Origin of the sequence: Variovorax sp. OK605 (assembly GCF_900115445.1) — a bacterium.
In the GTDB taxonomy this organism is placed as follows: domain Bacteria; phylum Pseudomonadota; class Gammaproteobacteria; order Burkholderiales; family Burkholderiaceae_C; genus Variovorax.
Genome location: NZ_FOWL01000005.1, coordinates 186,835 through 209,627, shown reverse-complemented (window position 1 = coordinate 209,627; position 22,793 = coordinate 186,835). Strand labels below are relative to the sequence as shown.

Below are 22,793 nucleotides of genomic sequence, written 5' to 3'. Positions count from 1 at the left end.
ACACCACCGCCATGAACGCACTCCTGCTGATCCTCAAGATCTCCGTGACGGTGGTGCTTGCCGCCTCCATTGCCGAGGCGCTGGTGCTGTCCTGGCGCAACGGCTGGCGCAGCTATGACTGGAAGGCGGCCGGCATCTCGGTGTTCGACTTCCTGGTGCGCGAATACCCGCTGCGCTGGCTGCTGCCGCTGGCGTTCTGGACCGGCGCGATGGACTGGTTCTACGCCCACCGCCTGTTCACCCTGCCGATGGACCACTGGAGCGGCTGGGCCGCCTGCTTCCTGGGCCAGGAGTTCTGCTACTACTGGTACCACCGCGCGGCCCACCGGGTGCGCTGGTTCTGGTGCACCCACTCGGTCCACCACTCGCCCAACCAGCTCAACCTGTCGGCCGCCTACCGCTTCGGCTGGACCGGCCGCCTGACCGGCACGCTGGCCTTCTTCATGCTGGCGCCGCTGCTGGGCATGCCGCCCAGGGTGGTGCTGCTGATGCTCACGCTGAACCTGCTGTACCAGTTCTGGATCCACGCCACCTGGATCCCGCGCCTCGGCCCGCTGGAATGGGTGCTGAACACGCCTTCGGCCCACCGCGTGCACCACGCCTCGAACCTCGAGTACCTGGACGGCAACTACGGCGGCGTGCTCATCGTGTTCGACCGCCTGTTCGGCACCTGCATTCCCGAGCGCGCCGACCTGCCCTGCCGCTACGGCCTGGTGGACCCGATCACCTCGCACAACCTGCTGGAGATCGAGTTCGGCCAGTGGCGCGCCCTGCTGCGCGACCTGGCCTCGGCCCGCTCGCTGCGCGCCTTCGCCGGCTACCTGGTGAAGCCGCCCGGGTGGAAGCCCGACGGGCCGGGCGATACGACCGAGGAGCTGCGCCAGCGCGCGGCGTTGAACGTGGCACCGGCGCACGCGCAGGCCGCGCCAGCCGCAACGGCCACGCCAGCCACAGCGGCGGCAACGGCAGCAACGGCAGCAGCGGCCGCCTCCGATTTCATTCCCGTGCAGTACAACAAGGAGTTGTCATGAACTACACCTCGCCCACCCCCTCCGCCTCGGACATCGAACGCCGTGCCCGCCGCCGCGCCGGCGCCAAGATGGGCTGGTACATCCACGCCTTCGTCTACGTGCTGGTCAACCTCGGCCTGGTCACGATCTCGGCCGCCCGGGGCCACACCTGGGCCATGTACCCGCTCATGGGCTGGGGCCTGGGGCTGCTGATCCATGGCGCGGTGGTCTGGTTCGTGGCCGGCGGCGGCTTCTACGAGCGGCTGGTGGAGCGCGAACGCCGCGCGCTGGGCGCCGGGGACCGCGGATGAAGGTGGGCCCGCCTGCAGCCTTCCCCAGGTTCGGGGGCGAGAACCTGCGGGACATGCTGCGGCATGGCCTGATCACCGCCGTCTTCTGCTGCCTCATTGCCTGCGCGCTCACCATCACCGACGGCGGCGGCTGGGCGGCGCACCTGGTCTATTCGCTGTCGATCGGCCTCATCAGCTGGCTGTTCATCGACACCACCCGGCTGCTGATCACCGGGCACCGCGACATCCGCTGGCCGCTGGGCGGCCGGGGCTACGTGGTGGTGGTCGTCGGCGTGACCTTGGGCTTCATGGGCGGCAACTTCATCGGCGACGCCTGGACCGGCGCGCCGGCCTTCGACTTCCTGGCGTTCGGCGGCCACAAGCTGGCCACGGGGGTCGTCATCACCGTCGTCGCGACGATCGGCATGTGCTTCTTCTTCTACAGCCTGGGCAAGAGCAAGCACCTGCAAAGCCAGATCGACCTGGCGCAGCGCGACGCCACCGAGGCCCGGCTCAAGCTGCTCGAGACGCAGCTGGAGCCGCACATGCTGTTCAACACCCTGGCCAACCTGCGCGTGCTGATCACCATCGACCCGCCGCGCGCCGTGGCCATGCTCGACCGGCTCAACAGCTACCTGCGCGTGACGCTCAGCGGCTCGCGCGCGCTGTCGCATCCGCTGTCGGCCGAGTTCGACCGGCTGGGCGACTATCTGGAGCTGATGTCGGTGCGCATGGGCGAGCGCCTGCGCTACACGCTCGAATTGCCGGACGACCTGCGCGACGTGCCCGTGCCGCCGCTGCTGCTGCAGCCGCTGGTGGAAAACAGCATCCGCCACGGGCTGGAGCCCAAGGTGGAGGGCGGGCGCATCGCGGTGCGCGCGCACCGCGACGCCGACCGGCTGGTCATCGAGGTGAGCGACACCGGTGTCGGGCTCGGTGCGGCTGCGCCGTCGGACGGCGGCAGCGGCTTCGGCATGGAACAGGTGCGCGAGCGCCTGGCCACCGTGTACGGCGAGCGCAGCCGCATGGCCCTGGCACCCTCGCCCGACCCGGCCGGCGGCACCTGCGCCACGCTGAGTTTTCCGCTGCCTGCCTGAAACCCCCTCACAAGAACAAGATGCAAGCCACCGCCCTCATCGCCGAAGACGAACCCCTGCTCGCGCAGGCCCTCAAGGCCGAACTGGCCGCCGCCTGGCCCGAACTGCAGGTCGTGGCCACCGCCGGCGACGGCCGCAGCGCCGTGCGCGAGGCGCTGCGCCTGCTGCCGCAGGTGCTGTTCTTCGACATCCGCATGCCCGGCCTCGACGGCCTGGGCGCCGCCGCCGAACTGGCCGACTGCTGGCCCGCCGACGAGGCGCCGATGCCGCAGCTGGTGTTCGTCACGGCCTACGACGAATACGCCGCCCGCGCCTTCGAGGCCCAGGCCATCGACTACGTGCTGAAGCCCGTGCAGCCCGAGCGCCTGCGCAAGACGGTCGGCCGGTTGCAGCAGGCGCTGGCGGCGCATGCATCGTCGCCATCTCCTTCTTCCCCCGTGCCTGACGAGGCGCTGGAACGCACGCTCGCGCAATGGCGCCAGGTGCTCGGCGCCGCGGGAGGCGGCGCAGGAGGCGGCGCGGCGGCGTCCACGCCCGCTGTCGCCCCGCTGCGCATCATTGCCGCGAGCGATGCCGGTGGCAGCACCGTGCGCATGGTGCCCATCGACGAGGTGCTGTATTTCGAGGCGGCCGACAAGTACCTGCGCGTGCTCACCGCCACGCACGAATACCTGATCCGCACGCCGCTGAAGCAGCTGCTGCCCCAGCTCGACGCCGACACCTTCTGGCAGGTGCACCGCGCGGTGGTGGTGCGCAGCGCGGCCATCGAGTCGGTGCACCGCGACGAGGCCGGCAAGATGCACCTGACGCTGCGCGGGCGGCCTGAGAAGATTCCGGTCAGCCGGCTCTACGCACACCTGTTTCGTGCGATGTGAAATTCCAGGGCCTTGCGCCCACAAAAAAGCCGGCCCTTTCGGAGCCGGCTTTTTTCATTCAGTCACGAATGCTGTGGCAATTTAACGCCAGTGGCCGTGGCCGCGGTAGTAGCCGCGGTTGTAGTAGCGCGGGCCGTAATAGGCCGGCGGGCCGTAGTACACGGGGGCCGGACGGTAATACACCGGCGGCGGAGGTGCGTAGTACACCGGGGCCGGCGGGTAATAAGCCGGAGCGGGCGGGTAGTACGCCGGAGCCGGCGGGTAGTAGGCGGGAGCGCCCACGCCCACCGCCACGCCCGGCACCCCGACACCGATCGACCAGCTCACGTCGCTGCGGGCGCTGGCCGAAGTGGCTGCAAACAATGCACCGGCTGCCACGGCTGCGGCGGCGGCCCATTTGAAGAAATTGGAACGTGTGACGCTCATGATGTTGGACTCCTTGTTTCGGTGGGCCGGGTTCGGGTCTGAACCGCCCATGTGTGTATTGAACGCGGCAATTGCAAAGGGGGTGCACCCGGCAATGTGAAGAACGTTGCCAAAGGTAACGTGAAGGGGGTGCCCTCTAGAATGAGGCAATGACCTCCCCGACCGACAAAAACGGCGCCAAAACGACCGCTGCACCGAGCAATTTCCTGCGTCACGTGATCGAGAACGACCTCGAACAGGGCGCCTACGCTGGCCGCAAGTGGGGCGGATCGCCCGGCAGCGCCGCCCACCACGCCCAGGGCATGGCCGACCCGGCCAAGGTGCGCATGCGCTTCCCGCCCGAGCCCAACGGCTACCTGCATATCGGCCACGCCAAGAGCATCTGGCTGAACTTCGAGCTGGCCAAGGAATACGGCGGCGTGTGCCACCTGCGCTTCGACGACACCAATCCCGAGAAGGAAGACCAGGAGTACGTCGATTCCATCCGCGACGCCGTGAAGTGGCTCGGCTACGAGACCTACCTGGCCGACCGCCCGAGCGCGCCCGGCACGATGCAGCCGCACGAGTACTTCGCGAGCAACTATTTCGACTTCATGTACGAGGCGGCCGAGTACCTCATCGGCGCGGGCCTGGCCTACGTGGACGAGCAGACCGCCGAGGAAGTGCGCGCGAACCGCGGCGACTTCACCACGCCCGGCAAGGACAGCCCCTTCCGCACCCGCAGCGCGGAAGAAAACCTGGCGCGCTTTCGCGCCATGCGCGACGGCCAGGTGGCCGACGGCGCGGCCATCCTGCGCGCGAAGATCGACATGGCCAGCAGCAACATCAACATGCGCGACCCCGCGCTGTACCGCGTGCGCCGGGCCCACCACCACAACACCGGCGACAAGTGGTGCATCTACCCGATGTACACCTACGCGCACCCGATCGAAGACGCGCTCGAGCAGATCACCCACAGCATCTGCACGCTGGAGTTCGAAGACCAGCGCCCGTTCTACGACTGGCTGCTCGACCGCCTGGCCGAAGGCGGCCTCATCGCCAGCCCGCACCCGCGCCAGTACGAGTTCGCGCGCCTGAACGTCACCCACGTGATGACCAGCAAGCGCAAGCTGCGCCAGCTGGTCGAAGAAAAGCACGTCGACGGCTGGGACGACCCGCGCATGCCCACCATTGCCGGCCTGCGCCGCCGCGGCTACACGCCCGAGGCGCTGCGCCTGTTCTGCGAACGCAGCGGCACCACCAAGTCGGGCGGCTGGATCGACTACGCCAGCCTCGAAGCCGCGCTGCGCGACAGCCTCGACCCCATCGCCCCGCGCGCCATGGCCGTGCTCGACCCGGTCAAGCTGGTCATCACCAACTGGGGCGAGCTGATGGGCGGCCCCAACAAGGATGAAGGCGTGCTCGACGACTGCTCCGCGCCCGTGCACCCGCACCACCCCGAGATGGGCAAGCGCGAGTTCAAGCTGGGCCGCGAAGTGTGGATCGAAAGCACCGACTACGAAGACGTGCAGCCCAAGGGCTTCTTCCGCCTGTTCCCGGGCAACAAGGTGCGGCTGAAGTACGGCCACGTCATCGAGTGCACCGGCGCCACGCGCGACGCGAACGGCAAGCTCGTCGAAGTGCAGGCCACGCTGGTGCCCGACACCAAGAGCGGCACGCCCGGCGCGGACGCGATCAAGGTCAAGGGCAACATCACCTGGGTGGCCGCGGCGGATGCAGTGAAGGCCGAAGTGCGGCTGTACGAGCGGCTGTTCTCCGAAGCCAACCCGGGCAGCGGCGAGCTGCTGGAAGAGCTGAACAAGACCAGCCTGGAAGTGTGCTCGGCGTTCGTGGAGCCGTCGCTGGCAAAGGCCGAACCCGGTGTCGGCATCCAGTTCGAGCGGCACGGCTACTTCGTGCGCGACACGAAGGCCGGTGCGGATGGCAAGCCGGTGTTCAACCGCGCGGCCGGCATGCGGGACAGCTGGGGCAAGTAAGCCCGCCCGCACCTTCATCCGGAAAGCCGGTGCCGTGATGGCGCCGGCTTTTTTGGTTTCAGCCCTTCGTCATTCCGGCCGCTTGTAGACCACGCCCAGCACCGCGCTGTTCTCGTCGGTCGTGCACACGGCCGAACGGCCTTGCGGCCCGACCTTCAGGTTGATCGTGTAGACGCCATCGCGTGGCGTCGAGCCGCTGTCGACAGCGATGGTGCCCGGCGGCACCCGCAGTTCACGCGCGGCCGCGGCCACGCAGTTCTTGACGCTGGCCTCGGGCGCGCCGCCGACGCGAAGCGAGGTGCTGTTGCATGCGGCCAGCAGCAGCCCTGCGGACGCAACACATGCGAAACACGCGATATTGATGGAGCTTCGCATCGTCATTCCAGTCCCAGGTTGTCAAGCCAGTCTTCATTGAGGCGCACCACGCTCCGGTCCTGTGCAGGACAGGTCCTCCCCTGCATGTGGCCCGTCGCCGTTTTCTGAACTGAAGCAGGACGTTCTAGCTTTGGCGCTTTCGATAACGCTTTGATCTACAGAAGCTTTCCGCATGGATCGGAATGGCCGGGATTTCCTGAGAAATCTCGGCGCCTGCGACGACAGTGAACAGCGTGCAACTGGTGCGAGACTATCGGCCGCGGTTGGCCAAAGGGCCACGCGACGCTCCCATTCCATGAACCAGCCCACCTCCCAGCCCACCTCTTCCCGCCTGATCCGCTTCAACAAACCCTACGGCGTCCTCAGCCAGTTCACGCCCGAGGGCCGCTGGCGCGGGCTGAAGGATTTCATCGACATTCCCGGGGTCTACGTTGCCGGCCGGCTCGACGCGGACAGCGAAGGCCTGCTGCTGCTCACCGACGACGGCAAGCTGCAGGCGCACATTGCCGATCCGCGCTTCAAGATGGAGAAGGTCTACTGGGTGCAGGTGGAAGGCGTGCCCACCGACGCGGCGCTCGAGGCCCTGCGCAACGGTGTGCAGCTCAACGACGGCCCCACGCGCCCGGCCCGGGCCCGCCTGCTCGATCCGCCGCCTGCCGTGTGGAACAGAGAGCCGCCCATTCGCGAGCGCAAGAGCATTCCCACCGCGTGGCTGGAGCTGGCGATCAGCGAAGGCCGCAACCGCCAGGTGCGGCGCATGACGGCGGCCGTGGGCCTGCCGACGCTGCGCCTGATCCGCGCCGCCATCGGGCCGCACACGCTCGACGGGCTGGCGCCCGGAACCTGGCTGGACTGACGGGGCATCGGCACCGCTCAAGAACCTTCATTCGAATTCTTCCCATGCACAAATCACTTCCCTTTTCCGGTCTCGCCTCCCTCGCCTCGTTCGACATGACCCGCCGCGGCGCCGTGCTCGGCACCCTCGGCTGGCTTGCGCTGTCGGCCACCAACGCAGGCGCGGCAACACCCGCCAGGACGAAGAAGAAGCCCGCTGCCCCCGACGTCTGGCCGCATGCCTCGCAGGTGCCCGGCGGCGTGGCGCGCCTGTCGCTCGGCCCGTCTGCCAAGCGGCCGCAGGCCTTTGCGGGCGACGTGCCGCTCTTGGTTGTCGGCGACCCGATCGAGTGGACCGCGCTGGTCGGCATTGCGCTCGCGGCGGAACCCGGCGAGGCCGGCATCACGGTGCGCGCAGAAGGCAAGCCCGAACGCCAGGTCGCCTACACCGTGGCGCCCAAGCAGTACCGCGAACAGCGCCTGACGGTGGCGCCGCGCACGGTCGACCTGTCGCCCGAGGACGAAGCCCGCTACGTCAAGGAGCGCGACCACCTCACCGGCGTGATGGCCACGCTCACCGACATGCGCGCCGATGCGGCGCTGCAGATGCGCGTGCCCGTGCCGGGCCGCCGCTCCAGTTCCTTCGGCCTGCGCCGCGTGTTCAACGGGCAGTCGCGCAATCCGCACAGCGGCATGGACATCGCGGCCGGCACGGGCACGCCGGTGCTGGCGCCGCTGCCGGGAAAGGTGATCGACACGGGCGACTATTTCTTCAACGGCGGCACCGTGTGGCTCGACCATGGCGGCGGCCTGCTGACGATGTATTGCCACCTGAGCCGCGTCGACGTGAAGGTCGGCGACGTGCTGAAGACCGGCGAGGCGCTGGCCGCGGTCGGCGCGACCGGGCGGGTGACGGGGCCGCACCTGCACTGGTCGGTGATGCTGAACCGGGCGATGGTCGACCCGGCGCTGTTCGTTGCGGCCTGAGGCCATCGGGCACCCACGTCTCTCATGGCCAGCAACGCAGCACCGCCCCTGTTCGACGAGACCTGCCTCGCCGCGCCCGTCGCGCGCGCCACGTACGGCGGCATCCTCGCCCTGCTCAACGCCCGCCTGCACCCTGCCCTGCAGGCCATCGTGGCGGCCGAGGTCGCCTCGGGCAACCGCGTGATGGATGCCGGCGCCGACTGGCCCGATGCGGGCTCGGTGCACGTCACGCTCGCCAAGCGGTTCGACGACCGCCACGCGAGCACCGAGGCCATCTTCAGCCCGTGCGACGACCCGCATTACTGGCACGCCGACTACAGCACCGCAGCCAAGCCGCGGCACCTGCTCATCTGCTAGCCGTTACCCGTTAGCCGTTACCCGTTAGCCGCCAGCCGGCTTCGGGCGCGCCGTGCTCCACGCAATCAACGCGAGCAGCGCCACCTGCACCGGCAGCCGCGCCACCAGCGCCCAATGCGGCACGTTGGCGAACAGATCGGCGCGCTGCAGCATGTAGACATTGGCCGGCGTCACGGCCAGGGTCAGCAGGAACAGGCTGATGCCTGCCGCCCGGCGCGTCGGACGCCACAGCAGGCCGGCCGCGCCCAGCAACTCGAATGCGCCGCTGACCCACACGGTTTCGCGCGGCCATGGAATCCACGGCGGCACGATGCGCATCTCGGCATCGGTCGCCACGAAGTGCGCGACGCCGCCGATGGCGAACCACAGGAAGACGAACGCCAGGCCCGCCACGCGCCAGCGGCCCATGGCAGGGGCCTGGTTCAAGTCGCGAGCCTCAGAGCGGCTTGGTGAGGTACACCGCCTCGCGCCCGACGATCGTGCGCTGCGCGGGCATGAAGATGGTGCAGTCGTCGCACAGCGCGCGGATTTCCTCGTCGCTGTTGGTCGCGATCAGCTCGCCCTTGGCGAAGGTCTCGAAGCCGATCAGCGGGCGCACGAAGGCGAAGTCTTCCGACTTGATGACGTACGTCTGCAGCAGCTGGAAGCTGCGTTGCGGCTCGGGTGCGGGCGTGGCCGGGTCCTTCTCGACGAGGCCGAAGTACGCGAGGAAGTCATAGGTCACGGCCGTGGCCAGTTCCGACGCGGAGCGCAGGAAGTGCTGGCCGCACTCGACCACCATGGCCACGCCCTTGCCGTCCGGCCCGCCGTGGCTGCCGTACTGGATCAGCGGCGTGCCCGAGCCCAGGCCGTCGGGCATCACGAGGTGCACGGAAGGGCGGCCGATGGCCAGCGCCACCTTGGCGTTGCGCTCGAACGCCGGGTAGACCCAGAACGGCACCACGGGCTGGCTGGTCGAGTGGATGTCCAGGATGTGGTCGGCCGCGTCCACCACCGGGCGCAGGATGCGCGCGCGGCGCAGCTCGGGGCTGTCTTCGCTGCCGTCGAGCCACTCGGGCGACCAGATGCGGTTGAGGTTGTGCACGATCTGGCGGCTGTCGTACGGCGACTCTTCCTTGAACGACTCGTAGGCGTCGATGTTGGCGAAGGCCACGGTGAGCGTGCCGATCTGCGGGCGCACGTTGTTGTCCAGCAGGTGCGTGGCGGCCGTCATGCCGCAGATCTCGTTGCCGTGCGTGAGCGCGTTGATCAGCACGTGCGGGCCGGGCTTGCCGGACTCGAAGCGGTGCACGTAGTCGATGCCGGTGTTGCCCTCGCGGTAGGCGGAGAGGTCGCGGGGGAGGACTTCGAGGGCGGGGGGCGATTGGGTCATGGATTTGCAGGAAGTGAATCGGTCGTGGTCCGGTTCGGAAGTTTGCTACAGGTAACCAATCTGTGCATTTCTTCCCGGAAGCCCGGGCATGCGCTGCAAATTCACATTTGCGAATCATTTATTGAGCCGATTCTTCTAAGATGCGGCTCATGACCTCTTCAGCCCCGCTCTACATCTGGCAGCAGCCGGACTGGCCGGCGCTGCGGTATGACGCCGTGGCAGCCGGCCCCGCGCTCTCGCGCGCTCGAGAGCTCAAAGGCGAAGTGAGCGGTCTGGGCCGGGCCATCGGGCTGGACGGGCTGGTGGAGGTCGAGCAGGCACTGTGGATGCAGGAGGCCGTGGCCACGGCAGCCATCGAAGGCGAACGGCTCGACCTCGCGGCCGTGCGCTCCTCGGTGCTGCGCCGCCTGGGTGCAAGCCATGCGGGTCCCACCGACCGGCATGTGGACGGGCTGGTCGAAGTGATTCACGACGCCACGACGCGTTTCGACGAGCCGCTGGACGCAGACCGCTTGTGCCGCTGGCAATCGGCGCTCTTTCCGGGCGGCACCTCGGGCATCCAGCGCATCGCCGTCGGCCGGTACCGCGACCATGCCGACGCCATGCAGATCGTGAGCGGCCTGCCGGGCAGGGAAGTCGTGCACTACACCGCGCCGCCTTCTGCCACGGTCGCACGGGAAATGGATGCGTTCCTGGCATGGTTCGCTCAGACGCGGCACTGCGCGATGGACGGCATTGCACGTGCCGCCATCGCTCACCTCTGGTTCGAAACCATCCACCCGTTCGAAGATGGAAACGGCCGTGTCGGCCGCGCGGTGGCCGATATGGCACTGGCACAGGACACCGGTGCGGCAACGCGGCTCTTCAGCCTTTCGCGCCAGATGCTGGCGGACCGCAAGGGGTACTACGACGCGCTGGCAGCGGGCCAGTCGGGCGGCATGGACGTGACGGCCTTCGTGCAATGGTTCGCCGGGGCCTTCGGGCGTGCATGCATCGCGTCCGGCAACACGATCCAGTCATCGCTGGAACGCTCGCGCTTCTGGGCGCGGCATGCACAGCACGACATCAACGAGCGGCAGCGGCAGTTGCTGCAACGGCTGCTCGAGGCCGGCGACGGCGGCTTCCTGGGCGGCCTCAACGTAGAGAAGTACCTGAAGATGGTGCGCGTCTCGAAGGCCACGGCCACGCGCGACCTGTCTGACCTCGTGCGCAACGGCATGTTGTATGCGGCGGGTCAGGGCAAGGCGGTGCGCTACTACGTGAACATGCCGGGATGGACACATGGAGTGGCAGGGTCCGGCAGCCGGATCACCAGTTGACCTCCCGCTCCGGCGTGGCCGAAATGTGGTGAATCGACAGGTCCGCCCCGTCGTATTCCTCCTCCTGGGTCAGCCGCAACCCGACCGCCTTCTTCAGCGCGCCGTACACCGCCCAGCCCGCCAGCCCGGCCCACGCCACGCCCATCAGCGTGCCGATCAGCTGCGCCCACACATTCACCCCGCCGATGCCGCCCAGCGCCTGCGTGCCGAAGATGCCCGCCGCAATGCCGCCCCAGGTGCCGCACAGGCCGTGCAGCGGCCACACGCCGAGCACGTCGTCGATCTTCCATTTGTTCTGCACCAGCGTGAACATCTTGACGAAGATGGCGCCGGCCACGCCGCCCACCACCAGCGCGCCCAGCGGGTGCATCAGGTCGGAGCCGGCGCACACGGCCACCAGCCCGGCGAGCGGGCCGTTGTAGACAAAGCCGGGGTCGTTCTTGCCCATGGCCAGCGCCACCAGCGTGCCGCCGACCATCGCCATGAGCGAGTTGACGGCCACCAGGCCCGAGATCTTGTCGATGCTCTGCGCGCTCATCACATTGAAGCCGAACCAGCCCACGCACAGCACCCACGCGCCCAGCGCCAGGAACGGGATGTTCGACGGCGGGTGCGCGCTGAGCGAGCCGTCGCCGCGGTAGCGGTTGCGGCGCGCGCCCAGCAGCAGCACGGCCGGCAACGCGAGCCAGCCGCCCACGGCATGGACCACCACCGAGCCCGCGAAGTCATGGAATTCATGACCCGTGAGCGAGGCGATCCAGCCCTGGATGCCGAAGTGCCTGTTCCAGGCAATGCCCTCGTACAGCGGATAGACGAAGCCCACGATCACCGCGGTGGCGATGAGCTGCGGCCAGAACTTGGCCCGCTCGGCGATGCCGCCCGAGATGATGGCCGGGATGGCGGCGGCGAAGGTGAGCAGGAAGAAGAACTTCACCAGCTCGTAGCCGCTTCTTGCCGACAGTTCGGTGGCGCTCACGAAGAAATGCGTGCCGTAGGCCACGCCGTAGCCCACCAGGAAGTACACGATGGTCGATACCGAGAAGTCGACCAGGATCTTCACCAGCGCATTGACCTGGTTCTTCTTGCGCACGGTGCCCAGCTCGAGAAAAGCAAAACCGGCGTGCATGGCCAACACCATGATGGCGCCGAGAAGGATGAACAGCGCATCTGCGCCCTGTTTGAGTGCGTCCATGGAAGCTTCTTGCAGTTTTTGATTTGAATTGGTGCGTCGCACCCGAATCAGTCGGAGCGGCGGCCAAAGAAAGCAAAAATGGTGCCTAAAGCTCGTTGATGGTGCGGAATGAACCAAACAAGGGCCTTCCAGAACCCTTGCGCGCACCGGTTCAGCCCGCGCCGGCGCCCAATGCGTCGCGGTAGCGGCGGCTGCAGGGCACGGTGGTGCCGTCGTGCATGTGCAGCCGGGCGTCGCCACCGTCCAGCGGCTCGATCTCCTTGATGCGCCCCAGGTTCACCGCATGGCTGCGGTGCACGCGCATGAAGGTCGCGGGGTCGAGCTGGGCCAGGAAGTCGGTCAGCGTGGCGCGCAGCAGGTAGTCGTGGCCGTTCACGTGCAGGCCGACGTAGTTGCCCTCGGCCTGCAGCCAGTCGATGTCGCCGGCGGCGATGAGGAATTCGCGGCGCAGCTTGCGCACCAGGAAGCGCTCGGGGCGGGTGGGCGGCGGCGGTGGGGCCGGTGGAGGTGCCTCCGGCATCGCGGATTCGACGCCCTCCGGTTCCGTCGAAGTCTCCGGTGGCGACAGTGGCTGCAGCGGTGCCGCCCTTTCCTCCGGCGCATCGAGCACCCGTGCCTCGCCCTGCAGCCGCAGCATGAACAGCCGGTAGGCCCAGATCCCGAACACGATCGACGCGTACGCGCGCACGTCCTTCAGGTATTCGTAGCCCCACTGGCCGCTCCAGCCCGCGAAGTCGTAGCGCTCGCCGACCGCCGCGTAGGCCAGCGCACGCAGCGCGAACATGGCCACCACGTGCACCACGCTGAAGGCCACGCTGGCCAGCGCGTGACCCGCGAGGTAGCGCAGCAGCTGCCGGCGCGGCAACGGCGAGAGCCAGCGCTCGACCGCCACGATGGCCGGCACCAGCGCCAGCAGCACGAGGTGGCTGGAGCCTTCCCAGACCAGGATCTGCCAGGTGGCGGGCGGCTCGGCGCGGGTGCGCGCGTCGACCAGCGCCACCGAGGTGTTGAACACGGCCTGCAGCGCCATCACAGCGATCCAGAAGCCCACCTCCACGTAGCGGCGCACCGGCTCGTAGCGCTCGTACAGGTTCTTGCGAGGGTCTGCCATGGCGGGAATTCTCGCGAAAACAGCCCCTGGGACGGCCTGCTTTCGCGCTTTTTCGTCCCTCCGGGCCACCGCTCGTCACAAACCGGGGGCGATCCATCCCCCGGCCGCGCCGCGCCGCCCGCGCCAGGCCGAGCATCGCGGCTTCTTTGCTTCGAGGAGCTTGCGATGAGCACCACCACCACTGCCACCACCAGCGCCACCGCCACCCCCGGCCAGCGCCGCCACGACATCGACGCCCTGCGCGCGCTCGCTTTCCTGTTCGTCATCCTCTATCACGTGGGCATGTACTACGTGGCCGGCTGGCACTGGCACCTGAAGAGCCCGCACGCCGCCGAATGGCTGCCGTGGCCGATGGTGGCGCTCAACCTGTGGCGCATGGACCTGGTGTTCCTGATCTCGGGCGTGTCGCTCGGCTTCCTGAGCCGCGGCCAGGGCACCTGGGGCCTGTTGCGCAGCCGGGGGCTGCGGCTGCTGTTGCCGCTGGCCTTCGGCATGGCGGTGATCGTGCCGTACCAGGCCTATGCGCAGGGCGTGGCCAACGGCCACGTCGCGCCGGGCTTCGGCGCCTTCCTGCTGCGCTACCTGTCGATGAGCGCGCCATGGCCCAGGCAGGCCTTCGACGGCGCGGAGTTCGGCATCACCTGGAACCACCTCTGGTACCTGCCCTACCTGTTCACGTACACGGCGCTGGTCGCCCTGACGCTGCCGCTGTGGAATTCGGCCGCCGGCCAACGGCTGCGCCGCGCCTTCAACGGCCTGCGCGGCTGGAAGCTGCTGGTGCTGCCGGTGGTGCCGCTGCTGCTGTGGACCCTGCTGCTGGCCGCGCGCTTTCCGGCCACGCACAACCTGGTGCGCGACTTCCACCTGCACAGCCTCTACTTCACGCTGTTCCTCTACGGCTACTGGATGGGCGTGGACACGGGCGTGTGGAGGGAACTGGAGCGGCTGCGCCGCGTGTCGCTCGCGCTGGCCGTGGCGGTCATCGCGGTGTTCTTCGCGCTGCGCGCCGGCGCCAGAGTGCCGGCCTCCGGCCTCCTGATGGACACGCTGCGCGTGCTCTACCTGTGGCTGGCGGTCGCGGCCATCCTGGGCCACGGCCACCGCCACCTGAACCGCCCATGGCCGTGGCTGCGCTGGGCCAACGAGTCGGTGTACCCGTGGTACGTGCTGCACCAGACGCTGATCGTCGCGGGCATCACCGTGCTGGCACCGCTGGCGCTCGGCCCGGTCGCCGAGCCCGTGCTGCTGGTGGCGCTGACGCTCGCCGGGTGCTGGCTGCTGACCGACGGGCTGATCCGCCGGGTCGGCATCCTGCGCCCGCTGTTCGGCCTCAAAGGTCTTCGGGTCAGGCAGGCGCCTTCACCGGCGTTGCCGCAGCCTCTTCCACCGGAACCAGGATGGCGTTCCCCGTCGCCACGAGCTTGAGCGCACCGCCCCCCTCCGCCTGCGCGTAGAGCTCCGCCGTGGCGAACACCTGCTTGCGCCCCGCCTTCACCACGCGCCCGCGCGCCACGAACGCGCGGCCCACGGCGGGCGAGATGCAGTTCACCGAAAAGTGCGACGCCAGCACGCGGCCGGCCACCGTGGCGGCCGCGAAGCCGCTCACCGTGTCGAGCAGCGCGCCGATCAGCCCCGCATGCAGGAAGCCGGCGTACTGGCCCATGTCTTCCTCGCGGAAGTCCATGCGCAGTTCGGCCTCGCCCTTGGCGGCGCTGGTGACTTCGAAGCCGGCCCAGCGGTTGAAGCCGGCGGTCTTGTTGATGGCCTGGATGGTGTGGAGCATGGCGGTATGTTCCGGAGTTTTCCGGCGTTGAAGCGATGCGGCCCACTCTAAGAAGCGGCAACCGCATTCGTCGTCGCGCGCGTGACCGAGCGCGCGCCGCCAGTTGCCTTGGCGACAGCCGCGTGCATGCGAAACTTTGCGGCCACCATGCAACTTCGACGAAGGGCCCGATGACCGATCTGACGCCGCAACAGGAATGGAAACTCAAGACCACCAGCTACGCGGAGGCCGTGAACCGCTACGTTGAAACCGGCCTGCGCGACGGCTGGAACACGGCGGGCGAGGAGCCGCAGATGCTGAAGACCGCGCACCTGCTCGCCCCCTTGCTCGCGGCACTGAAGGCCCACAACGCCGCCGCGCCCGACGAGGCCGCGCGCGCCGCGTTCCGCGAAGACTGGCCACCGGCACACGAGCCGCTCATTCCGCGGCTCCAACAGCACGGCCAGAGCATCCCGACGGTCGCGCTGCTGGACGACGGCTCGATCCTCGCGCGCATCGGCGCCGCGCACGAAGCCGGCCACGTGGTGCGCCTCGCGGGCGACAAGGTCGAGCGTGTCGAGGGCATCGAATTCTTCGGCCGCTGCCCGGCGCGCCGCTTCTTCGCGGTGGCGCAGGCCGATGGCGTTCGCATCACCGACGGCTGGCAAGGCCCCACCACGGCGCTGTGCCTGTGGCCCACCGGTCTCGAAGATCTGCCCGCCTTGCCCGACAGCGTGGCCTCGCCCCGCTTCGCCGCGCCGCCCAAGCCGACGCAGCTCGTTCCCTTTCCCGACGGGCAGCGCGTGCTGCTGGTCAGTGCCTCGGGCACCTTCGTGTTGTCCGCGCAGGGCGCGCGCCGCCTGATGCCGCGCATGGAAGAGCTCGCGGAGCAACTGGCCGAGGAAGACTTCGACCCCGAGTACTTCGGCCTCGACCTGTCGATGGAGCACGGCGCCGTCTCGCCCGACGGCCAGTGGATCGCCGTCGGCGGGCAGGACGGCCGGCACCTGGTGTTCGACGCGGCGCTGAAGCTGCAGGCGCAGATCGGCCCGGTCGGCGAGTACCCGCACTTCGCGCTCTTCAACCAGCGCAGCGACCGCCTCGTGCTGAACGCCTGCCACTTCTACAACGGCGCCACGCTGGGCGTGCAGATGAAGGACGTGCCCGGCCTGGACACCGAGTACTACGCGAAAGATCCGCGCACGCCCACGCTCGAGGACGGCGCGCGCGTGTACGCGGGCGTGCATCGCGGCGACGAGTTCATCGTCGGCGACGCGCACGGCTACCTGCGTGCGTTCGGTGAAGACGGGCAGGCCCGCTGGCAGCACTTCATCGGCTCGACCGTCGGCGCGCTCGACCTCTCGGCCGACGGCCAGACGCTGGTGGCGACCACCTGCGCCGGCTTCGTCTGCGTGATCGCGCTGGACGCCGGTCGCCAGGTGCCCGGCCAGATCGGCACGGGCGGGCACTTCGAGCAGCGGCGCTGGCTGCTGTGGAAGAACAGCAAGGGCCCGCTGCTGTGGTGAGCCCGATCTTCTAGAAGTCGAACTTGGCCGACAGCTCGAAGGTGCGCCGCGGCGCCAGCAGCACCTGGCTGGTCGCGCGGCCGGCCCAGGTGGCGTAGAGCTTGTCCGTCAGGTTGCGCACGCGAAAGCTCAGCAGCGTGTTGCGCATGCGGTAGCTCACGGCCGCGTCGAGCGTGGTGAAGCCGTTGATGCGGATCTGGTTGGCGTTGTCGGTGTACATCGGCCCCGTGTGGTTCAGCGACGCGAAGTACTCGAACTTCGAGCCGTCGGGCCGGTAGGTGGCGAACACGTTGGCCACGCGCTCGGGCACGTTCGGCGGCGTCTTGCCCACGCGCGAGACGTTGCCCGCTTCCACCAGCGTGTCGAAGCGCGCGTCGAGCACGGCCAGGTTGCCGGCCAGCGTCCACTCGCGCGCGGGCCGCCACACGGTTGACAGCTCGATGCCACGCGACGACTGGCTGCCGTTGTTCACGGTGTTGGCGGGGTTGTTCGGGTCGCGCGAGAGCACGTTGCCCAGCTCGATCCTGTAGGCCGCCGCGGTCCACTCGAGGTTGGCCGCGGGCAGGCTCTGCTTGAAGCCCACCTCGGCCTGCCTGCCGCGCGACATCGGGAACGCCGCGTTCGAGGCCGACAGCAGGAACAGCGAGTTCACCGGCAGCGTGGCGTTGGTGTACTGCGCATACACGCTCGACTGGGGCGTGATGTCGTACACCGCGCCGATGCGCCCCGAGGTTGCGCGGTAGCTCGCGCCAAAGCGCGTGTAGCTGCCCAGGTTGAGGTCGGCAATGCCGCGCTCGACCTCGGTGCGGTCGTGCCGCAGGCCGCCCACCAGCGTGAGGTTGCGCAGCGGCTTCAGCGCGTCTTCCACGAACACCGACGTGACCTTCACGTTCGACGTGGTGTTGGTGCGGTTGCCGCCGCCCGTGCTCAGCGCGGGGTTGTCGTCGAACGGCGCCAGGTAGGCACCGAACACCGGCACGCGCAGCAGGCTCGCGGTGGCCGCGCTGCTGTCGGAAAAACGGCGCTGGCTGCCGAAGCGCGTCTCGCTGTATTCGCCGCCCACCACGAAGCGGTTGTCCATGCCGGCAAGCGTGCCCTTGTGCGTGGCGTCGAAGCGGTCGAGCCAGAAGTCCTGGTCGTGCGTGATGAGCGTCTGGTCGCGCGCGATGTTGGCCGGCGCCACGAACACCGCGCTCTCCGAGTTGCGGAACACGCGGTTCGACCGGTTGGCCGAGAACTCGTTGCGCCACGACCAGCCGCCGCCTGCCTGCCCCGTGAGGCGCGCGCGCAGCCAGTAGGTCTCGGAGCTGTTGTCGTCGTCGGGCACGTTGTAGTTGTTGCGCGCCAGGCGCTTGTCGATCACACGGCCGTCGGGCGTGCGCACCACGTTCGTCGGCTGCGTGGCGAAGCTGCCCGGCACCAGCGGCGTGCCCCAGTAGGCCTGGTTGTCGTCGCGCAGGTAGTCGAAGGACAAATCCAGCTTCACCGAGCCGCCGAAGTCGACCGTCAACCCGCTGGTGAAGTGGTCGATGCGCTCGCCGTTACGGTCGATGGTGCCCACCTTGCTGTCGTTGCGGCTGTAGTCGAGCCGGTAGGCGCTGGCATCGCCCAGCGCGCCGCCGAAGCCGAAGGCCGCGCGCGTGGCGCCGTAGCTGCCGTACGACAGCAGCGCCTCCTTGTGCGGGTTGTCGCGGTCGGGCCGCTTGGTGACGAAGTTGACGACGCCGCCGATGGCGCCCTCGCCGTCCACCACCGAGGCCGGGCCCTTCAGCACTTCGATGCGCTCGTAGTTCCAGGTGTCCTGCACGCGGTTGGTCACGCCCGCGCCGGAGCCGCGCACGCCGTCGTACAGGTACATGAGGTTGCTGAAGCCGCGCGTCGACAAGGTGGTGGGCGCGGACGGCGGCCCGCCGCCCGACAGGCCCGCCATGCCGCGCAGCGCTTCGCTGAAGGTGCGCGCGCCGCGCTGCTGCATGGCGTCCTGCGACAGGATCTCGACCGAGGCCGGCGTCTCGCGCACCGACAGTCCGAGGCGCGACGCGGTGCCGCTCGGCTCCTCCAGGTGCAGGCTGTTGGCGTCGCGGCTGCCTTCGACGGTGACGGTGCCGAGTTCGGCATTGCTTTGTGCGTAGGACGCCTGGAAGGCGGTGGCGGCGGCCACCGCCATGGCCGTGCGGATGAACATGGTCATGGGATTGCTTGAGGAGAAAGTGCGAAAGAAACGGGGGGCCGCCTACGCGACGGAAAAACGGCGCAGGCGCCATGCGGCCAGGCCGAACAGCAAGAGGCTGAGCGCCAGCAGCTGCAGCACCGCCCACGCGGCCTGCCCGCGCACGAGGCCGGGCGGCTCCTCCTGCCATGCGAAGGCGGGAATGCGGTCGAAGTCCGCCGGCGCGAGCGCGTCGCGCGCGTCGATGCGCGGGAAGAAGAAGCGCTTCCACGCCTCGTGGTGCGCCACGGTCTGCGCCTCGAAGCGCGCCTGCCGCCGGCTGCCCGTGCCGGCCAGCGCCGTCATGCCTTCGTAGGCCACGGCCGCGGGCGACACCGCGCTGAAGCGGCCCAGCAGCGCCTGCTGCTTCGCTTGCTGCACGTCGAAGCGGTCGAGTTCGGGGCGAATGGCGTCGTCGACGTCCTTCTCGATCAGGTAGTTGCCGAGCAGCCGCCCCGCGATCTCGATCTTGCCGTCGCGCGGCAACAGCAGCGCGCCACGGCCGACGTGCTGGTAGTCGGTGCTCATGAGGGCGGCATGCCTCTTCATGGCCTCGGCCGTGACGATGCGCTGGCGCGTGGCCAGCTCGGTGCGCGACGGCGCGGGGCTGGCCTGCGTCACGGCCAGGTTCAGCAGCACCGGCGCGACCAGCACCAGCAGCACCCATGCGATGACCAGCACCATGGCATTGGTCGCCGACGAGGCGCCGAAGGCGTTCACCGCCACCACCAGCGCGAACCAGAAGAGCGCGTAGGCTCCGACCAGCAGCGCCCACCACAGCGTGGCGCCCGACGCGCCGGCAAGCCCCGCCTGCCGCGCGACCAGCAGCACCGCCACCGGCAACAGCACCGCCGGCCCCAGCAGCACCGCCGCGCGCACCGTGAGCTTGCCCGCGAGCAGCGTGCGCAGGCGCAGCGGCTGCGACAGCAGCAGCCGCAAGGTGCCGTTCTCGCGCTCGGCCGACAGCAGGTTGTAGCTGAGCGCGAAGATCAGCAGCGGCAGCAGGTAGACGATGACGAAGGCCAGGTCGAAGTGCCCGCTCAGCAGGTGCCACGGGCTCTCGATGTCGCTGGGGTTCATGAACACCACGCGGCTCTGGCCCGTGACCTGGAACTGGCTCGGGTACAGGTCGCTCTGCCCCAGCGCGACCGGGCCCAGCGGCGCGGTCGGCAGGATGGCGTGGTGCCCGCCGTAGCCGCTGGCCATGCGCGAGGGGTCGGCCGGGTTCTCGAAAGGCGTGGGCTGCGCGGTGCCCGCGAGGATGCCCTCGAGCAGCACGCGCTGCGCGGCGCGGGTGTCGCGGTCGGCCTGCGCGACGGCGGCCTGCGCGCGATCGCGGCTGGCGGTCTGCACGAGGCCGTTGCCCAGCGCATAGGCCACCAGCAGCACGAAGAGCGCACCGACGGCCCACAGCGCGCGCTCGGCGAGCATCAGGCGGCACTCCTGGCGCATCACGGCCAGCAGGCGGCGGCCTTGCGGCGGCAAGGCGGACCGGGACCAGGACTGGGATGGGGATGGGGATTCGTTCATTGCCATGTCTCCTCGGGCGGTCAAAGCGCGCGCTGCCGCACGGTGGCGACGGCCGCGAACGCGATGGACAGCAGCAGCCCCGCGCACAGCACGGCCAGGCTGCGCGCCTGGTGGCGCAGCGCCCATGCCGCGCGCGGCGGGTGGTAGTCGAACGGCGGCACGGAGGCCCACAGGCCCGGCGCGGCCTGGTAGGCGAAATGCCGGTCGCCCATGGGGTCGGCATGCGCCACGAGGTCTTCGCTCATCAGGTCCTGGATGTGGCGGCGGTGCAGCTCGGCCGCCGTGGTGAAGCTGCGGTGGTGCGCGAAGTCGGTGCCCGCCATGCCCATCGAGAAGCTGCGGATCGCGAGCAGCGGCATCAGCAGGCCGCTCCACTCCTGCACCTTCTGCTGCTGCTCCCACGTGTCCCACAGGCGGCCGTAGTGGCGGTCGTACACGGGGTACGAGGCCTGGTCGTCCAGCCGCAGCGCAATGCCCCACTTGCTCAGCGGCACGTCGCGGCCCCAGCGCTCGGTGGTGCCGAAGTTCTTCTGCCAGGTCCGGTCGGACACGGCCTTGAGCTCCGCGCCCAGCGCCTGGTTGAACTGCAGCCGCGTCGGACTCGGGAACCATGCGCGCGACAGCTCGGACAGCACGCGCGGCGCCATCACGGCCTGCGCGATCCACAGCGCCAGCAGCAGGGTGATCGCCATGCGCGAGGTCGACGAGGCGGCCGACACGCCGAGCACCAGGAACACGAAGATGCCGAGGTACACCGCGTAGCCGAGCGACCACGCGCCGAAGCGCAGCAGCGCGTCGATGCGCTCGCCCTCGCCCGCCCCGGCGGTCACCGCAACGGCGGCGACGACGGCCGCCGGCAACAGCAGCACGCCGAGCGAGCCCGCGAGCGCCAGCGCCTTGCCGGCCAGCAGCCGCAGCGGCGACACGCCCAGGCTCAGCGTCTGGCGCAGGATGCCCTGCTCGCGCTCGCCCGCGAAGGCGTTGAAGCCCAGCACGATCACCAGCAGCGGCCCGAGCACCTGCAGGATCCAGCCGACCGACAGGTTGCCGAAGCGCTGCAGGCCGGTCGCGTCCTGCGCGGCGTTGAACTTCACCTCGCTCTGGCGGTGCGCCTGCAGCCACACGGTGCTGCCGATGAAGGGGTTGATGCCCGAGTCGATCATGGCCAGCGCCGCCTCGGGCTTGAAGGCATGCATGCCCTGGTGCGCGGCGTCGTGCGGGTGGCGGCGGTCCTGGTGCAGCCAGTCGCGGTAGTCCATGGCCTGCGCGGCCTGCTGCTCGGCGCGCGCGTCGCGCTGGTGCGCCCAGCCGACGGCCAGCGCCGTGAGCAGCAGCACCACGACCAGTCCGCCGGCCCAGTAGAGGCGCCCGTCGCGCAGGCGTTCGAGAAATTCGCGTCTTGCGATCCAGCCTTGCAGCATGTCAGCCCCTCATGTGTTGCAGGTAGAGCGACTGCAGGTCGGTGCGCGCGATCTGCGCTTCGCCGTCCAGGCTCTCGACGAGCCGGCCGCGCTTCATGATCCCGACGCGCGTGGCCGTCTGCTGCGCGTGGAACAGGTCGTGCGTGGTGGTGAGCACGGCCACGCCGTTGTCGGCCGCGCGGCGCAGCAGGTCGGAAAACTCGGCGGCGGCGTGCGGGTCGAGCCCCGAGGTGGGTTCGTCGAGCAGCAGCGCCTTGGCCTGCTTGGCCAGCGCCACCGCGATCCACACCTTCTGGCGCATGCCCTTCGAGTACGCCGACACGCGCTTGTCGGCCGCGGCGTGGTCGAGCCCCACCTCGGTCATCAGCGCGAGCAGGCGCTCGCGCGGCAGCTCATGGCCCAGCGCCAGGCCCGCGAAGAAGCGCAGGTTCTCCAGCCCCGACAGCGTGCCGTACAGCGTGACCTGCTCGGGGATGTACGCCACGTCCTGCTTGGTGGCCACGGGGTGGCGCGTGACGTCGGTGCCGTTGATCTCGACCGTGCCGGCACTCGGCGCGATGAAGTTCAGGAACAGGTTGATGGTGGTCGTCTTGCCCGCGCCGTTGGCACCCAGCAGGCAGTAGATGTCGCCGGCGCGGATGTCGAGGTCGAGGCGGTCGAGCGCGGTGTGCGCGCCGTACTGTTTGGTGAGGCCGATGGCTCGGAGCATGGAGAAGACCCAGGTTGGAAAAAAGGCGCGCGCAGGCTTGCGCCGGCGCGGGTGCGCCGTGACGTTCGTTCGGTGGTGGTGGTGAGGTCGAAAAAAGCCGGCGCTGTGCGTGGGGAACGCGCGCCGGCCGGCGCTTCGGCTCAGCGCTTGTTCTTGTTCTTCGCGCCGCCCTGGCGCGCCTTGAAGCGCGGGTTCGACTTGCAGATGACGCAGGTGCGGCCGCGCCGCGTCACCACCTGGCAGTCACGGTGGCGCTTCTTGGCTTCCTTGAGCGAGGAAAGGACTTGCATGGCTGGACACGGGCCTCGGAGTTTCGGGACCCGCGACTATACGTTATTGAGAATTCATTCTCAATAAGATCGACATGAAGGCCGACAGGCTGCTGGCCGTGCGCTTTCGGCGGCCGACGGGGTGC

General features: G+C 69.2%; 23 protein-coding genes. 11 read left to right on the top strand and 12 right to left on the bottom strand.

The window, feature by feature from the left end:
- The first annotated feature begins 11 nt into the window (after window positions 1–11).
- The 4 genes from BM013_RS15280 to BM013_RS15265 are packed head-to-tail and all read left to right on the top strand — an operon-like array spanning window position 12 to window position 3,272.
- Window positions 12–1,031 carry a sterol desaturase family protein gene (locus BM013_RS15280; RefSeq protein ID WP_093128415.1) on the top strand — a complete coding sequence of 340 codons (1,020 nt, stop codon included), beginning with the start codon at window positions 12–14 and terminating at the stop codon, window positions 1,029–1,031.
- Window positions 1,028–1,321: a 2TM domain-containing protein gene (locus tag BM013_RS15275; RefSeq protein ID WP_093128413.1), complete on the top strand. Its 294-nt coding sequence runs from the start codon at window positions 1,028–1,030 to the stop codon at window positions 1,319–1,321. Before BM013_RS15280 ends, BM013_RS15275 begins: the two co-directional genes overlap by 4 nt.
- Window positions 1,322–1,374: 53 nt before the next feature.
- Window positions 1,375–2,397 carry a sensor histidine kinase gene (locus tag BM013_RS15270; protein ID WP_093128724.1) on the top strand — a complete coding sequence of 341 codons (1,023 nt, stop codon included), beginning with the start codon at window positions 1,375–1,377 and terminating at the stop codon, window positions 2,395–2,397.
- Window positions 2,398–2,417: 20 nt separating this feature from the next.
- Window positions 2,418–3,272, top strand: a complete 855-nt coding sequence (locus tag BM013_RS15265; RefSeq protein ID WP_093128411.1) for a LytR/AlgR family response regulator transcription factor — start codon at window positions 2,418–2,420, stop codon at window positions 3,270–3,272.
- A gap of 81 nt (window positions 3,273–3,353) precedes the next feature.
- Here BM013_RS15265 and BM013_RS15260 read toward each other — a convergent pair whose 3' ends face one another.
- Complete coding sequence (locus BM013_RS15260) at window positions 3,354–3,698, bottom strand: hypothetical protein (RefSeq protein ID WP_093128409.1); 345 nt, start codon at window positions 3,696–3,698, stop codon at window positions 3,354–3,356.
- Between the two features lie 149 nt (window positions 3,699–3,847).
- Here BM013_RS15260 and BM013_RS15255 point away from each other — a divergent pair, with 149 nt between their 5' ends.
- Window positions 3,848–5,674 (top strand): glutamine--tRNA ligase/YqeY domain fusion protein, encoded by a 1,827-nt coding sequence (locus BM013_RS15255; protein WP_093128407.1) that lies wholly within the window; start codon window positions 3,848–3,850, stop codon window positions 5,672–5,674.
- A gap of 69 nt (window positions 5,675–5,743) precedes the next feature.
- On the opposite strand, the gene BM013_RS15250 is transcribed toward BM013_RS15255, so the two are convergent.
- On the bottom strand, window positions 5,744–6,049 hold the full coding sequence (locus tag BM013_RS15250) for a hypothetical protein (protein WP_256221516.1): 306 nt from the start codon (window positions 6,047–6,049) through the stop codon (window positions 5,744–5,746).
- Between the two features lie 295 nt (window positions 6,050–6,344).
- Between BM013_RS15250 and BM013_RS15245 the strand changes: the two genes are divergently transcribed.
- Genes BM013_RS15245 through BM013_RS15235 form a run of 3 tightly spaced genes read left to right on the top strand, consistent with a single transcriptional unit; the run spans window position 6,345 to window position 8,227 of the window.
- Window positions 6,345–6,905: an rRNA large subunit pseudouridine synthase E gene (locus BM013_RS15245; protein ID WP_093128404.1), complete on the top strand. Its 561-nt coding sequence runs from the start codon at window positions 6,345–6,347 to the stop codon at window positions 6,903–6,905.
- A gap of 44 nt (window positions 6,906–6,949) precedes the next feature.
- On the top strand, window positions 6,950–7,870 hold the full coding sequence (locus tag BM013_RS15240; protein ID WP_177206425.1) for a M23 family metallopeptidase: 921 nt from the start codon (window positions 6,950–6,952) through the stop codon (window positions 7,868–7,870).
- A gap of 24 nt (window positions 7,871–7,894) precedes the next feature.
- Complete coding sequence (locus tag BM013_RS15235) at window positions 7,895–8,227, top strand: hypothetical protein (protein ID WP_093128402.1); 333 nt, start codon at window positions 7,895–7,897, stop codon at window positions 8,225–8,227.
- 24 nt (window positions 8,228–8,251) lie between these two features.
- Here the strand turns inward: BM013_RS15235 and BM013_RS15230 are convergent, their stop codons facing one another.
- Both BM013_RS15230 and BM013_RS15225 read right to left on the bottom strand, forming a co-directional pair.
- Window positions 8,252–8,653: a DoxX family protein gene (locus BM013_RS15230; RefSeq protein ID WP_256221515.1), complete on the bottom strand. Its 402-nt coding sequence runs from the start codon at window positions 8,651–8,653 to the stop codon at window positions 8,252–8,254.
- 10 nt (window positions 8,654–8,663) lie between these two features.
- The gene (locus BM013_RS15225) at window positions 8,664–9,599 is read right to left on the bottom strand and encodes a M14 family metallopeptidase (RefSeq protein ID WP_093128399.1); all 936 of its coding nucleotides are present in this window, start codon (window positions 9,597–9,599) and stop codon (window positions 8,664–8,666) included.
- Window positions 9,600–9,748: 149 nt separating this feature from the next.
- Between BM013_RS15225 and BM013_RS15220 the strand changes: the two genes are divergently transcribed.
- The gene (locus BM013_RS15220) at window positions 9,749–10,918 is read left to right on the top strand and encodes a Fic family protein (protein ID WP_093128722.1); all 1,170 of its coding nucleotides are present in this window, start codon (window positions 9,749–9,751) and stop codon (window positions 10,916–10,918) included.
- Here BM013_RS15220 and BM013_RS15215 read toward each other — a convergent pair.
- Window positions 10,908–12,110: an ammonium transporter gene (locus tag BM013_RS15215; RefSeq protein ID WP_093128398.1), complete on the bottom strand. Its 1,203-nt coding sequence runs from the start codon at window positions 12,108–12,110 to the stop codon at window positions 10,908–10,910. The two genes, BM013_RS15220 and BM013_RS15215, sit on opposite strands and share 11 nt — an antisense overlap.
- 151 nt (window positions 12,111–12,261) lie before the next feature.
- Window positions 12,262–13,221, bottom strand: coding sequence for a LytTR family DNA-binding domain-containing protein (locus BM013_RS15210; protein ID WP_093128397.1), 960 nt, complete (start codon window positions 13,219–13,221; stop codon window positions 12,262–12,264).
- A gap of 165 nt (window positions 13,222–13,386) precedes the next feature.
- Here BM013_RS15210 and BM013_RS15205 point away from each other — a divergent pair, with 165 nt between their 5' ends.
- Window positions 13,387–14,646 carry an acyltransferase family protein gene (locus BM013_RS15205; RefSeq protein ID WP_093128395.1) on the top strand — a complete coding sequence of 420 codons (1,260 nt, stop codon included), beginning with the start codon at window positions 13,387–13,389 and terminating at the stop codon, window positions 14,644–14,646.
- Here BM013_RS15205 and BM013_RS15200 read toward each other — a convergent pair.
- Window positions 14,567–15,004, bottom strand: coding sequence for a PaaI family thioesterase (locus tag BM013_RS15200; RefSeq protein ID WP_093128394.1), 438 nt, complete (start codon window positions 15,002–15,004; stop codon window positions 14,567–14,569). The two genes, BM013_RS15205 and BM013_RS15200, sit on opposite strands and share 80 nt — an antisense overlap.
- A gap of 170 nt (window positions 15,005–15,174) precedes the next feature.
- Here BM013_RS15200 and BM013_RS15195 point away from each other — a divergent pair, with 170 nt between their 5' ends.
- Entirely contained in the window at window positions 15,175–16,509 is a 1,335-nt protein-coding gene (locus BM013_RS15195; protein ID WP_093128392.1) for a WD40 repeat domain-containing protein, read from the top strand.
- 10 nt (window positions 16,510–16,519) lie between these two features.
- On the opposite strand, the gene BM013_RS15190 is transcribed toward BM013_RS15195, so the two are convergent.
- From BM013_RS15190 to ykgO, 5 genes are all read right to left on the bottom strand, one after another.
- The gene (locus BM013_RS15190) at window positions 16,520–18,700 is read right to left on the bottom strand and encodes a TonB-dependent receptor (protein WP_093128391.1); all 2,181 of its coding nucleotides are present in this window, start codon (window positions 18,698–18,700) and stop codon (window positions 16,520–16,522) included.
- A 42-nt stretch (window positions 18,701–18,742) separates the two neighbouring features.
- On the bottom strand, window positions 18,743–20,248 hold the full coding sequence (locus BM013_RS15185; protein ID WP_256221514.1) for an ABC transporter permease subunit: 1,506 nt from the start codon (window positions 20,246–20,248) through the stop codon (window positions 18,743–18,745).
- A 20-nt stretch (window positions 20,249–20,268) separates the two neighbouring features.
- Window positions 20,269–21,669, bottom strand: a complete 1,401-nt coding sequence (locus BM013_RS15180) for an ABC transporter permease subunit (protein ID WP_177206429.1) — start codon at window positions 21,667–21,669, stop codon at window positions 20,269–20,271.
- A 1-nt stretch (window position 21,670) separates the two neighbouring features.
- The gene (locus BM013_RS15175; RefSeq protein WP_093128389.1) at window positions 21,671–22,378 is read right to left on the bottom strand and encodes an ABC transporter ATP-binding protein; all 708 of its coding nucleotides are present in this window, start codon (window positions 22,376–22,378) and stop codon (window positions 21,671–21,673) included.
- 140 nt (window positions 22,379–22,518) lie between these two features.
- A complete protein-coding gene (gene ykgO / locus BM013_RS15170) occupies window positions 22,519–22,668 on the bottom strand; it encodes a type B 50S ribosomal protein L36 (protein ID WP_093128387.1) in 150 nt (49 codons plus the stop codon).
- Between the last annotated feature and the right edge of the window lie 125 nt (window positions 22,669–22,793).